At 72.4% G+C, this 12,329-nt stretch carries 15 protein-coding genes; 10 read left to right on the top strand and 5 right to left on the bottom strand.

Annotated elements, in window-relative coordinates; all coding sequences use genetic code 11:
• The 6 genes from ASF49_RS22900 to ASF49_RS04125 all read left to right on the top strand — a co-directional run.
• On the top strand, positions 1-471 hold a 471-nt coding region (locus tag ASF49_RS22900; protein WP_272481491.1), incomplete at its 5' end, for a DNA translocase FtsK.
• 115 nt (positions 472-586) lie between these two features.
• Positions 587-1,531: a LolA family protein gene (locus ASF49_RS04145; protein ID WP_056468246.1), complete on the top strand. Its 945-nt coding sequence runs from the start codon at positions 587-589 to the stop codon at positions 1,529-1,531.
• 80 nt (positions 1,532-1,611) lie between these two features.
• Positions 1,612-2,895, top strand: a complete 1,284-nt coding sequence (serS, locus tag ASF49_RS04140) for a serine--tRNA ligase (RefSeq protein WP_056468241.1) — start codon at positions 1,612-1,614, stop codon at positions 2,893-2,895.
• The gene (gene surE, locus ASF49_RS04135) at positions 2,895-3,704 is read left to right on the top strand and encodes a 5'/3'-nucleotidase SurE (protein WP_056468238.1); all 810 of its coding nucleotides are present in this window, start codon (positions 2,895-2,897) and stop codon (positions 3,702-3,704) included. Before serS ends, surE begins: the two co-directional genes overlap by 1 nt.
• A gap of 33 nt (positions 3,705-3,737) precedes the next feature.
• Positions 3,738-4,394, top strand: a complete 657-nt coding sequence (locus ASF49_RS04130; RefSeq protein ID WP_056468235.1) for a protein-L-isoaspartate O-methyltransferase family protein — start codon at positions 3,738-3,740, stop codon at positions 4,392-4,394.
• Positions 4,395-4,513: 119 nt separating this feature from the next.
• Positions 4,514-5,908, top strand: coding sequence for a M23 family metallopeptidase (locus ASF49_RS04125; RefSeq protein ID WP_056468232.1), 1,395 nt, complete (start codon positions 4,514-4,516; stop codon positions 5,906-5,908).
• Between the two features lie 86 nt (positions 5,909-5,994).
• Here ASF49_RS04125 and ASF49_RS04120 read toward each other — a convergent pair whose 3' ends face one another.
• Both ASF49_RS04120 and ASF49_RS04115 read right to left on the bottom strand, forming a co-directional pair.
• Positions 5,995-7,137, bottom strand: coding sequence for a polyamine ABC transporter substrate-binding protein (locus ASF49_RS04120; protein ID WP_056468229.1), 1,143 nt, complete (start codon positions 7,135-7,137; stop codon positions 5,995-5,997).
• Complete coding sequence (locus tag ASF49_RS04115; protein WP_056468225.1) at positions 7,134-7,493, bottom strand: RidA family protein; 360 nt, start codon at positions 7,491-7,493, stop codon at positions 7,134-7,136. Before ASF49_RS04115 ends, ASF49_RS04120 begins: the two co-directional genes overlap by 4 nt.
• 301 nt (positions 7,494-7,794) lie before the next feature.
• On the opposite strand from ASF49_RS04115, the gene ASF49_RS04110 reads away from it, so the two are divergent.
• Positions 7,795-8,061, top strand: a complete 267-nt coding sequence (locus ASF49_RS04110) for a GlsB/YeaQ/YmgE family stress response membrane protein (protein WP_056468223.1) — start codon at positions 7,795-7,797, stop codon at positions 8,059-8,061.
• A 118-nt stretch (positions 8,062-8,179) separates the two neighbouring features.
• On the opposite strand, the gene ASF49_RS04105 is transcribed toward ASF49_RS04110, so the two are convergent.
• The 3 genes from ASF49_RS04105 to ASF49_RS04095 form a co-directional block, all read right to left on the bottom strand.
• On the bottom strand, positions 8,180-8,398 hold the full coding sequence (locus tag ASF49_RS04105) for a YgaP family membrane protein (protein WP_056185312.1): 219 nt from the start codon (positions 8,396-8,398) through the stop codon (positions 8,180-8,182).
• A gap of 150 nt (positions 8,399-8,548) precedes the next feature.
• Positions 8,549-9,019: a low affinity iron permease family protein gene (locus ASF49_RS04100; protein WP_056468220.1), complete on the bottom strand. Its 471-nt coding sequence runs from the start codon at positions 9,017-9,019 to the stop codon at positions 8,549-8,551.
• A 74-nt stretch (positions 9,020-9,093) separates the two neighbouring features.
• Entirely contained in the window at positions 9,094-9,981 is an 888-nt protein-coding gene (locus ASF49_RS04095; protein WP_156652839.1) for a DUF3108 domain-containing protein, read from the bottom strand.
• Between the two features lie 145 nt (positions 9,982-10,126).
• On the opposite strand from ASF49_RS04095, the gene ASF49_RS04090 reads away from it, so the two are divergent.
• The 3 genes from ASF49_RS04090 to phnC all read left to right on the top strand — a co-directional run bounded on the left by ASF49_RS04090 (position 10,127) and on the right by phnC (position 12,323).
• Positions 10,127-10,792 (top strand): DUF1045 domain-containing protein, encoded by a 666-nt coding sequence (locus ASF49_RS04090; protein ID WP_056468216.1) that lies wholly within the window; start codon positions 10,127-10,129, stop codon positions 10,790-10,792.
• A gap of 12 nt (positions 10,793-10,804) precedes the next feature.
• Positions 10,805-11,434, top strand: coding sequence for a DapH/DapD/GlmU-related protein (locus ASF49_RS04085; RefSeq protein WP_056468212.1), 630 nt, complete (start codon positions 10,805-10,807; stop codon positions 11,432-11,434).
• An 88-nt stretch (positions 11,435-11,522) separates the two neighbouring features.
• Positions 11,523-12,323 carry a phosphonate ABC transporter ATP-binding protein gene (gene phnC, locus ASF49_RS04080; protein ID WP_056468208.1) on the top strand — a complete coding sequence of 267 codons (801 nt, stop codon included), beginning with the start codon at positions 11,523-11,525 and terminating at the stop codon, positions 12,321-12,323.
• The last annotated feature ends 6 nt before the right edge of the window (positions 12,324-12,329 follow it).

The raw sequence follows: 12,329 nt of genomic DNA, 5'->3' as shown, positions 1-12,329 counted from the left end.
GTGCACGGGCCGTTCTGCTCGGATGCGGAGGTCGAGAGCGTGGTCGCCCACCTCAAGCGCCAGGGCCGGCCCTCCTACCTCGAGGCCGTCACGGCCGACGACGGCAGCGGCGACGAGAAGCCCGCCAAGGGCGCGAAGGCCGACAAGGCCGACCGGGCCGAGAAGGCCCAGGCCGCCGAGATCGAGGACAGCGACGCTCCGATCTTCGACGCGGGCGCCTATGCGGGCAGCGGCGGCATCGACCCCGGCGCCGAGCTCTACGACCAGGCCGTGCAGGTGGTGATGCGCGACCGCAAGGCCTCGACGAGCTACATCCAGCGCCGCCTGCAGATCGGCTACAACCGCGCCGCCTCGATCATGGAGCGGATGGAGATCGAGGGCATCGTCGGCCCGGCCAACCATGCCGGCAAGCGCGAGATCCTGATGGAGGGCGGCCACGCCGCCTCCGGCATGATGGACTACGACGACTGAGCCGGACCCTCCGGGTGGGGCATTCGCCGCCCCACCCGTCGCATATTCGCCACAGGGCGGGCTTCTAAGCGGGCACCACCCGCACGCCTTCGCATCGCCTCAAGGGAGCGTCCCGATGATCGGCCGCCGTCACCGCCTCGCCGCCGGTCCGTTGCTCGTCCTGGCGGCCAGCCTCGCCCAGCCGCAGCCGGCCGCCGCCCAGGTCTCCTCGTTCCTCGACGGCCTGTTCGGCCGCAAGGAGCAGCCGGCCCCGGCCCCCGAGCCGGAGCCCGCCCCGGCGGCCCCGCCCCCGGCCACCGCGCCGAAGAAGCCCGTCGCCCAGGCGCCGAAGGCCGGCAAGCCGTCCGACAAGGCGGCCGCGGACAGGGCGGCCAAGGGCGAGGGGAAGGCCCCCAAGGGCGAGGCCAAGGCCCTCGACCCGAAGGCCACCGACGCGAAGGCCGCCAAGGTCGCGGCCGTGGGCGCGCCCGCCGCGGCGGCGACCGCGGCGGAGGCGGACGACGCCACCGTGATCGCGCAGGCCAACGCCTACTTCAACGGCATGACCACGCTCACCGGCAACTTCGTCCAGGTCGGCCCGGACGGACGCCGGATCGGCGGCAAGCTGACCCTCGCCAAGCCCGGCCGCCTGCGCTTCGACTACGACCAGCCCTCTCCCCTGGAGATCGTGGCCGACGGCACCTCGGTGGCGGTCAAGGACCGCAAGCTCGGCACGCAGGATCTCTACTTCATCTCGCAGACGCCCCTGAAATTCCTGCTGCGCGAGAAGATCGACCTCGCCCGCGACCTCTCCGTCACCGACGTGGCGAACGATCCGGGTGGCCTGCGCATCTCCCTGGAGGACCGCTCCACGCTCGGCGGCACCTCGAAGATCCAGCTCTTCTTCGACCCCGAGGTGAAGACCCTGAGCCAGTGGCGGATCACCGACCCGCAGGGCTACCAGACCACGGTTCAGCTCGCGAACCTGCAGAAGGGCCGCCCCGTCGAGGGCAACCTGTTCTTCATCAATTACGGACGCAGCGAGGACAAGGCGGCCGAGCGCCAGATCCGCGCGCAGTAGCGGGCTCGCGCGCCGCCGCGCTTGTCGCGCCCGTGCCGATGCGGCTAAGCGTCGGGCTCGCATCCTACGAGCCTCAGCCCATGCACGACATCCGCGCCATCCGCGAGAATCCGGACGCCTTCGACGAGGCCCTGCGCCGCCGCGGCCTGGCGCCGCTCGCCGCCGAGCTGATCGCCCTGGACGACGCGCGCAAGTCCGCGATCTCGGCCGCGCAAGCCAACCAGGAGCGCCGCAACGCGCTGGCCAAGGAGATCGGCGGCGCCAAGAAGGCCCGGGACGAGGACCGGGCGCAGGCGCTGATGGCCGAGGTCGCCCGCCTGAAGGACGAGGCGCCGGCCCTGGACTCCGCCCAGGCCGAGGCGGGCAGGATCCTCGACGACCGCCTCGCCGCGATCCCGAATCGCCCGAACCCGGAGGTGCCGGAGGGCGCCGACGAGCACGGCAACGTCGAATACCGGCGCTTCGAGGCCCAGCGCCCGCGGCTCGCCACGGGCAAGCAGCATTTCGAGATCGGCGAGGCCTCCGGCCTGATGGATTTCGAGGCCGCCGCCCGGATGTCCGGTGCCCGCTTCGTGGTGCTCAAGGGCCAGCTCGCCCGGCTGGAGCGGGCGCTCGGGCAGTTCATGCTCGACCTGCACACCGGCGAGCACGGCTATACCGAGGTGGCCCCTCCCCTCATGGTCCGCGACGAGGCGATGTTCGGCACGGCGCAGTTGCCGAAGTTCCGCGACGACCAGTTCCAGGCGGGCGAGCACTGGCTCATCCCCACCGCGGAAGTCCCCCTCACCAACCTCGTCCGCGAGAGCATCCTGCGCGAGGAGGAGCTCCCCTTGCGCTTCACCGCCCTCACCCCGTGCTTCCGGGCCGAGGCCGGCTCGGCGGGGCGCGACACCCGCGGCATGCTGCGCCAGCACCAGTTCAACAAGGTCGAGCTCGTCTCGATCACCACGCCGGAGCAGTCGGCGGAGGAGCACGAGCGCATGCTCGGCTCGGCCGAGGCCGTGCTGAAGAAGCTCGACCTGCCCTACCGGATCATGACGCTGTGCACCGGCGACATGGGTTTCGCGAGCCAGAAGACCTACGACATCGAGGTCTGGATGCCGGGCCAGGAGACCTTCCGCGAGATCTCGTCCTGCTCGGTCTGCGGCGAGTTCCAGGCGCGGCGGATGAACGCGCGGGTGCGCGCCCGGGATGGCAAGGCGGTGAATTTCGTCCACACCCTCAACGGGTCCGGCGTGGCCGTGGGCCGCGCGCTCATCGCCGTGATGGAGAACTACCAGAACCCGGATGGCAGCGTCACGGTGCCGTCGGTGCTGAAGGCCTATATGGGCGGGATCGAGCGGATCGAGGGGTTCAAGAGCTGATGCGCATTCTCGTCACCAACGACGACGGCATCCACGCGCCGGGTCTCGAGACCCTGGAGGGGATCGCCCGGGCCATCTCGGACGACGTCTGGGTGGTGGCGCCGGAGACCGACCAGTCCGGCGTCTCGCACTCGCTCTCGCTGAACGACCCCCTGCGCCTGCGCCAGGTCGCGGAGAAGCGCTTCGCCGTGAAGGGCACGCCGTCCGACTGCGTGATCATGGGCGTGCGCCACATCCTCAAGGACCACGGGCCCGACCTCGTGCTCTCGGGGGTCAATCGTGGCCAGAACGTCGCCGAGGACGTGACCTACTCGGGCACCATCGCGGCGGCCATGGAGGGCACCATCCTCAACGTGCGCTCCATCGCCCTGAGCCAGGCCTACGGCGCCGGCGGGCGCGGCGCCATCAAGTGGCAGACCGCCGCCGAGCACGGCCCCGCCGTGGTGCGCAGGATCCTCGAGATCGGGATCGAGCCCGGCATCGTGATCAACGTGAACTTTCCGGATTGCGAGCCCGAGGAGGTGCTGGGCACGGCGGTGGCCGCGCAGGGCTTCCGCAACCAGGCGCTGCTGGCCATCGATGCCCGCCAGGACGGGCGCGGCAACCCCTATTTCTGGCTCGCCTTCGCCAAGGCGACGTTCCAGCCCGGCAACGGCACCGACCTCAAGGCCATCGCCGAGAAGCGCATCTCCGTCACGCCGCTGCGCCTCGACCTCACCGACGAGCCGAGCCTGACGCGCTTCGCGCAAGGATTCTCGGACAAAGGGTTCTCGGGCAAAGGGTTCTCGGGCAAGGGCTCTTCGCAGTAGCCCGACGGACCCGGAACCGGTCGAGATCCAGCCATGATGCACGAGGGCTCGATCGAGGATGCCGCCTTCGTCATGGCCCTGCGCGGCCGCGGCGTGCGCGACACCGACACCCTGCGGGCGATGGAGCGGGTGCCGCGCGAGCGCTTCGCCCCCGCCCATCACCGCGACCTCGCCCGGCGCGACCTCGCCCTGCCGCTGGCCTGCGGCCAGACCATGACGGCGCCCACCACGGTGGCGGCGATGCTGAAGGCGCTGGCCCTGCGCCCGGGCGCCCGCATCCTCGAGATCGGCACCGGCTCGGGCTACGTCACGGCCCTGATGCTGCGCCTCGGCGCCGCCCACGTCCACAGCGTCGAGCGCTACGCCACCCTGGCGGACGACGCCCGCGACAACCTCGTGCCGGAGGACCGGCTCCTGGCGACGATCGCCGTCGGGGACGGCCTGCACCCGGCGACCCTGCGGGGGGCGGAGCCCTTCGACGGCATCCTCCTCAACGGCACGGTCCCGGCGATTCCCGAGCACCTCGCGGCCCTGCTCGGCCCCGGCGGCCGCCTCGTCGCCCCGGTCGGGCGGCCGGAGGCGGCGGGCCTCGTCACCTGGACCCGGGCCCCGGACGGCACCCTGGAGCCGCGCCCGGGCGCGGCCGTCCGGCTGGCGCCCCTCACCCCCGGCCGCGCCCGCGTCCTCTAGGGCGAAAGGTTCCCGCAGGGGTCCCTTCGTGGCGCAAACGTGGTGAATCGGAACGGTTGCTTAACCTGAATCCGGTTTGAATGACGTCATCAAGTTGCGTCAGGCAAACAGGTGCGTCGATGCGGGTTCGCGGGACTGGTCGAGGGTTGAGGACGCTGTCGCGTTTCGCGCTCATCGGCGTGATTGGGGGCGGCGCGGCCGCCTGTTCTTCGGATGCGTCCCGGTTGGGCGATCCCTTCGGCAATCCGTTTGCCTCCAACCTGTCGAGCGAGCCCGCCGCGACGGGCAGCCTGCCCGACGGCGAGATCGCCCCGGCGCCGGTGGTGCGCACCAGCCGCATCCAGTCCCAGGCCCTCGGGGCCCCGGGCGCCGCGATGTCGCCCACCGCCATGTCGCCCCGCCCGATGGCGGCGGCCCCCGCCCCGGCCCGTGCCCAGACCACCCGCCTCGCCTCCACCGAGCCGGTCTCGGGTGGCATGACGTCCGGTGGCATGACCGGTTCGGCGGTCTCGGGCATGAACCCCGACGCGGCCCGCATGAGCACCCGCGCGGTGCCCGCCGCGCCGGCCCCGAAGGTGATCGACCGGGCCGCCGAGAAGCGCGCCGCCGACGCCCGCCGCGAGGCGGAGGCCGCCGAGGCCAGACGCGAATCCGAGGCGGCCAAGCTCGCCGAAGCCCGCAAGGCCCTGGAGGCCGGAAAGGCCGCCGAGGCCCGCAAGGCCGCGGACAAGGCGGCGAGCGCCGCCAAGCTCGCCGAGGCGCGCAGGGTCGTGGAGGCCGCCAAGGTCGCCGAGACCAAGGCTGCCGATGCCCGCAAGGCCCATGTTCGTCCCGGGCAGGCCGTCGCCAAGGCCGAGGACAAGCCGGTCCGCAAGATCGAGATCAAGGAAGCCAAGGCCGAGGTGAAGGCCGAGGCGGCCAAGGACGCGGCCAAGGACGCGGCGAAGAAGGCCGAGGCGGCCCGCAGGACGGCCGAGGCCGAGGTGGCCAAGCAGGCCAAGGCCGATGCCGCCAAGGACGCGGCCCGCAAGGTCGCCGAGGCGAAGGCCGCCGAGGCCAAGGCCGCGGAAGCCAGCAAGGCGCCCGTGAAGGTCGCCGCGGTCGAGGCCCCCAAGGCCGAGCCCGCCACCACCAGCTCGGTGCCGGAGCAGTCGTTCCGCTGGCCCGCCAAGGGCCGGGTGATCTCGGGCTACGGCACCTCCGGCAACGAGGGCATCAACATCTCGGTGCCCGAGGGCACCGCGGTGAAGGCGGCCGAGGACGGCACCGTCGCCTATGCCGGCTCCGACGTGAAGGGCTACGGCAAGCTCGTCCTGGTGCGCCACTCCAACGGCTACGTCTCGGCCTACGCCCATAACGGCGAGCTCGACGTGCGCCCCGGCGAGAAGGTCAAGCGCGGCCAGACCATCGCGAAGTCCGGCGCCTCCGGCAACGTGACCTCGCCCCAGCTCCACTTCGAGATCCGCAAGGGCGCGACCCCGGTCGACCCGATGCCCCACCTCGCCAGCAACTGACCCTCCGGCCGGAGCGTCCGACAGGAAAACGGCGGCCCCTCGGGGCCGCCGTTCGCGTTCGCGCGGCCTTGCGTGTCGCCGGTGCCTCAGCGCCCCGTCCGCACCCGGGTCCAGCTCCGGGTGACGAAGCGCTGGGTGCGGTCGTCCCAGGCGGTGTTGCTGGCGAGGCGCTGCATCGTCGCCTCGTCCGGGTAGATGCCGGGATTGCCCAGGATCTCCGGCTTGACGAACTTCCGGGCCGCCGCGTTGCCGCTGGCATAGGAGACGAAGTTGGTGTTGGCCGCCGCCACCTCGGGCCGCATCATGTAGTCGAGGAAGGCGTGGGCCTCGGCGGGATGGGGGGCGTCCTTCGGGATCGCGAAGGCGTCGAACCACATCAGCGCGCCCTCGCGGGGAATGACATAGCCGATCTCGACCCCGTTCTTGGCCTCCTCGGCGCGCTTGCGGGCCTGCATCACGTCGCCCGAATAGCCGACCGCGAGGCAGAGGTCGCCGTTGGCCAGCCCGTTGATGTATTCCGAGGAGTGGAACTTGCGCACCGAGCCGCGCACCTTGAACAGGGCGTCGGTGACCTGGGTGATGTCGTCCCAGCGCTTGGAATCCGGCTTGAAGCCGTAGAACGGCAGCAGGCTCGGGATCAGGTCCTCGGGGGAATCGAGCAGCATCACCCCGCAATCCTTGAGCTTGGCCATCAGGCCCGGATTGAGGACGAGGCTCCAGGTGTTGAGGGGCTGGCTCGCCCCCAGGCGCTCGCGTACCAGGGCGAGGTTCACGCCGATGCCGGTGGTGCCCCACATGTAGTCGACGGCGTAGGTGTTGCCGGGGTCGTAGGTGGCCAGCCGCGCCGCGATCTCGGGCCAGGCATGGACGAGGTTCGGGATCCGGGCCTTGTCGAGGGGCTGGAACACCCCCGCCCGGATCAGCCGCTGCAGGAACGGGCCGGAGGGCACCACCACGTCGTAGCCCGAGCGCCCGGCCAGCAGCTTGGTCTCGAGGATCTCGTTGTTGTCGTAGGTGTCGTAGACGACCTTGATGCCGGTCTCCTTCGTGAAGGCGTCGAGCATCTTCGGGTCGATGTAGTCCGACCAGTTGTAGATGTTGACGACGCGCTCGCCCTTCGGCGCGGGCGTCTCGGCCCGCGCCCCGGGCAGGCCGAGCGCCAGGGCGGCGAGCGCCCCGGCGAAGAGCCCCCCGGACAGGAGCGCGCGGCGGCTGCCGGCTCGGATCATGCCTGTCCTTTCGCGGCCACCACCACGATCTCGACGCGGTATTCGGGGGCGGCGAGCTTGGCCTCCACCGTGGCGCGGGCCGGCGGGTTGTCCTTGGCCACCCAGGCGTCCCAGGCGGCGTTCATCTCGGCGAAGGTGGCGATGTCGGCCAGGTAGATCGTGGCGGTGAGGATGCGGCTCTTGTCGGTGCCGGCCGCCGCCAGCAGGCGGTCGATCTCGCCGAGGATCTCCTGGGTCTGCGCGGTGACGCCGGCGCCCACCACCGTGCCGGCCACCTGGCCCGCGAGGAACACCATGTCGCCGTAGGTGACGGCCTGGCTCATGCGGGGACCGGATTCGAAGCGCTGGATCGTCATGACGGGAAAACGTGCCTCTTCGCGGATCGGCCTTGGGACGCCACGCGGCATCCCGGCTCGGGGCAAGCGTTGTGCCGCGCCGGGGACCCGAACGTAAAGAGGCCCGCGGCCCTGCGCGCGCGGGAATCCGGCCGCGCCGGCCGGTCTTCGCGTGCCACGCGACAAAGTCGCTTCGTGCAGCGCAACTCATCCCACGGATGCGGCGTTCTCACCCCATGCGCCAAGGCCAAGGCTGAGACGCCCGCCGCCACCGCCAGTGACGTCCGACCCAGAGGGTTCGGCCAAGTTCGAGGATCAGCTCATGGGTATCATCTGGACCATCATCATCGGCTTCCTGGCCGGTGTCATCGCCAAGTTCATCATGCCGGGCAACAACGAGCCGGCCGGCTTCATCCTGACCACGATCCTCGGCATCGTCGGCGCCTTCGTGGCCACCTTCCTCGGTCAGGCGCTCGGCTGGTACGGTCCGAACCAGGGCGCGGGCCTGATCGGCGCGGTCGTCGGCGCGATCGTGGTGCTGGCGATCTACGGCTTCATCCAGGGCCGCCGCTCGACCACCACGCTGTAAGTCCACGCGACATCGAAGTCCGATGCGAAAGGGGCGCCTCACCGAGGCGCCCCTTTTTCGTGTCCGATCGAGGGCCGCCCGGTGCCCGATACGCTCGGGCACCGGGCGCGGGGCCGGTTCAGGCCTCCGTCACGGCCTTGACGGCGCAATGGCCGGTGGCGCCGCGGATGGCGAGGCCGGCGCCGACCACGAGGGCCGCGAGGCTGAGCCACTTGTTCGGGCGCGGCTGGGCGGCGGCGGCGGCGATGCCGAGGCCGAGCACCACCGAGACGGCGCGCTCCGTGGTGGTGAGGTTCGGGGTGCCGCTGAAGATGTCGTGGATCATCGCATTGGCCATGCTGGCGTCTCCTATGCTGCGTCGCGGGGCGAACGCGGCGGAGGATCGGGCGTTCCACCGCCAGGGTGCGGCGCGGCACGGAGTCGTCGCCGCAAGGCCCTTCGCTGGACGGCGTCCTGCGGCCGCTTGGCCTCCGCTCCGGGAACCGGATCAGCGCGGATAGGCGGTCAGGCCGCCGGCCCGCGCGGCGGCGGCCTCGGCCTTCCGGTGGGCCTCCGCCTCGGCCGCACAGGCGGCCGCCTCGAGATCGTCCAGGGGTGCCCGCTTCGCGCAGCGCGCCCGCAGGTCGTCGAGCTCTTCCTCGGTCAGGCTCTCGATGCCGATGTAGCGGTTCTGCGCCGCGCTGGCCCGGACCAGCTCGTCGAGCTTGGCCTGGATCGCCGCGCCGTCGCGGTTCTGGGTGTTCTGGATCAGGAACACCATCAGGAACGTCACGATGGTGGTGCCGGTGTTGATGATGAGCTGCCAGGTGTCGGAGAAGCCGAACAGCGGCCCCGTCACCGCCCAGGCCAGGATCAGCGCGATGCTGACCGCGAAGGTCGCCGGGCGCCCGGCGGCGCGGGCCACCTTCGAGGCGAAGGCGGTGAAGAGCTGGGCCGATTTCAGGCTTCCGACGCGCATGCGACCTCCTCGCTCACGATGGCCGCGCTGACCGGAGGGAGAACCCGCGGCGGCGGGAAACCGTTGCCGCGCCCCTAGCGGGCGTTGGGCAGGCGCACGGTCACGCCGGGCTTCGCCGCCGGGGCCTCCGGGCCGGGCGCCGCCCCGCCCCAGCGGGTGGCCTCGATCCGCACCGTGCCCCATCCGGTGGCGACCGTGATCGACAGCGGCAGCAGCAGCGTCCCGTCGAGGATCGGGGCGAAGCGCACCCGCAGGTCGTCGTTGGCGGCCATCCGGCGGACGTTGCTCCCGCCGGAGCGGTGCCCGGAGATCGGCACCCAGCGCACCCGGCAGTCGAGGGCGGGGCCGCGATAGGCGCCCTCCGAGACCGTCACGAGGCTGCCGCGCGACAGGACGAGGTCGGCCCGGCTCGCCCCGTCGAAGACCGGGATGCGCCGGTCGCACAGGCTCACGTCCAGGGGGGCGGTCCCGAGGGGAATCGTCAGCATGGTCAGGGGGTCGACCACGCCGACCTTGTCCTCCGGCGCCACCGGGACCCGGTCCGCGCGCGGGGTCGGGGGCGGCTCGACGCTGGCGCTGCGCACGCGCCCGCCGGCGAGGTCGAGCGCCACCGCGATCGGCTTGCCGCCGTAGCGGCTGTCGATCCGGAAGGTGGCGGTGACCGCGCCGGCGCGGGTCGCCGAACCGGCGACCGTGGCCTTGCCGGCCCCGTCGAAGAAGAAGCCGGCGAGGCCGCGCAGGCCCGCATCGAGCTCGAGGGCATAGCGCTCGCCCGCCCGCTCGACCACGAGGCTGGCCTCGCCCGCCGGCAGGTTCAGGAAGCTGAGACCGTAGGCCGCGGTAAAGCGGCGGGCGGGGGCGTCGCCCACGGCCTTCGCGCCGGTCCCGCCGGCCGCGAGCAGGGCGGCCGACAGCGACAGGGCGTGCGGGGCCAGGGAATATCTGTGCCTGCGAGCGGACACCGGGGTCGCCTCATCGCGCCGCGTGCGGCGCCCACCCTGTCATATCGCCGTCGGGGGCGCGTAGTATGCGCGCTTCGGCACCTCGCGTACCGCCAAGATTCCGCGTGCAGCCGAGCATCCCGCGCGCCGCCAGGACAGGACCCCGTTGGACCGACCCACCCGATACGCCCTGTACGTCACGCCCGCCCCGGGCTCGGCGCTGGCCGCCTTCGGCGACGCGATCCTCGGCCCCGGCCCGGCGCCCGGCCCGGAGGCGCTCCGGGCGATCCTGGCCGCCCACACCGCCGAGCCGCGCCTCTACGGCTTCCACGCCACCCTGAAGGCGCCGATGCGCCTCGCCCCGGGGGCGACCGAGGCCGATCTCCTCGCGGCGGCCGAGGCCCTGGCGGCGCACCGGAGCCCGCTGCCCGTCGGCCCCCTGCGGGTGGCCGCCCTCGGGGCCTTCGCCGCCCTGGTGCCGGCGGCATCCCCGCCCGCCCTCGGGCTGCTCGCCGCCGAGTGCGTCGCGGCCCTCGATCCCCTGCGGGCGCCCCTCACCGAGGCCGAGCGCGCCCGCCGCCGGCCCGAGCGCCTCGATCCCCGTGGCCGGGCGCTGCTGGAGCGCTGGGGCTACCCGCACGTCTTCGAGGCCTTCCGCTTTCACATGACGCTCACCGGCCCCCTCGGGCCGGAGGACCGGGCGACCGCCCTGCCCCTGCTGGCCGAGGCCGCCGCGGGGTTGCCCGACCTCGCGATCGATGCGCTCAGCGTGGTCGTCCAGGACGGCGCGGCGCCGTTCCGCCTCCTGCGCCGCCTCCCCTTCTCCGCCTGACAGGATCGCGCGATGGTCTCCGATCGCCTCGGCCTCGAACCGGCCGTCCACCCCACGGCCCGGCTCTCGGATTGCCGCCTCGGCCGCTACACCGAGGTCGGCGCGCGCACGCGCCTCAGCGAGACGAGCCTCGACGATTACTCCTACATCGTCGAGGACGGGCAGGCGAACGCCACGAGCATCGGCAAGTTCTGCTCCATCGCCTCGCATGTGCGGATCAATCCCGGCAACCACCCGATGGAGCGGGCCTCGCAATCCCACTTCACCTACCGGGCCAGCGCCTACTGGCCGGGCGAGGCGGACGAGGCGGCCTTCTTCGCCCGGCGCCGGGCCCTGCCGGTCCGCATCGGCCACGACGTCTGGATCGGGCACGGCGCCGTGGTCCTGCCCGGGCGCAGCATCGGCACCGGGGCGGTCATCGGCGCGGGCACGATCCTGACCCGGGACGTGGCGCCCTACACCATCGTGGTCGGCAATCCCGGCCGCGTGGTGCGCCGCCGGTTCCCGGAGGCGATCGCCGAGCGCCTGCAGGCGCTGGCCTGGTGGGACTGGGACCATGCGCGCCTGGGCCGGGCGCTGCCCGACTTCCGCGCCCTGTCGATCGAAGCATTCCTGGAACGCCACGAAGCCGAGGCACAATAATGCCGGCTATTGGTTAGCCGGGGAATAGTCATTCTCCTGTCGCGTGGGGCGGCTCTACCGGCGATCGACCTGAATCGCCGGAGATTCCATGCTGATCCTCGAAGGTCTTGCCCGCCACTACGGCGACCGTCGCGCGGTGGACAGCGTCTCCCTCTCCATCCCCCGCGGCCAGTTCGTCGGCGTGATCGGGCGCTCGGGCGCCGGCAAGTCGACCCTGCTGCGGATGATCAACCGCCTCGCCGAGCCGACCGGCGGCCGCATCCTGTTCGAGGGGCTCGACGTCACCGCCCTGCGCGGGCGCGACCTGCGGCGCTGGCGGGCGCGCTGCGCGATGATCTTCCAGCAGTTCCACCTCGTCGGCCGCCTCGACGTGCTGAGCAACGTGCTGATGGGCCGGCTCTCCGAGGTGCCCCGCCACCGCTCCCTGCTCAAGCTCTGGTCCGAACGCGAGCGCGCCCTGGCGCTGGCCGCCCTCGACGAGTTCGGCATGGGCGACTTCGCCGGCCACCGGGCCGACCAGCTCTCGGGCGGCCAGCAGCAGCGCGTCGCCATCGCGCGGGCGATGATGCAGGCCCCCGACCTCATCCTCGCCGACGAGCCCGTGGCCTCCCTCGACCCGCGCAACACCCGCATCGTCATGGACGCCCTGGCGGAGGCCAACCGGCGCCACGGCCTCACCGTGCTGTGCAACCTGCATTCCCTCGACCTGGCCCGCGGCTATTGCGACCGCCTCGTCGGCCTCGCCGACGGCCGCCTCGTCTTCGACGGCGCTCCCGCCGACCTCACCGAGGCGGTCGCCCGCCAGCTCTACGGGCTGGAGGCCGGCGAGGTCCTCGATGCCCCCGAGCCGATGCGGCCCCAGGCCTATCCGGCCGCCCTCGTCGCTTGACCCCTC

The sequence above is a fragment of the Methylobacterium sp. Leaf104 genome (genome assembly GCF_001422885.1).
In the GTDB taxonomy this organism is placed as follows: Bacteria; Pseudomonadota; Alphaproteobacteria; order Rhizobiales; family Beijerinckiaceae; genus Methylobacterium.
The sequence above is the reverse complement of the archived record's forward strand: the minus strand, read 5'-3'. Positions and strand labels throughout refer to the sequence as shown.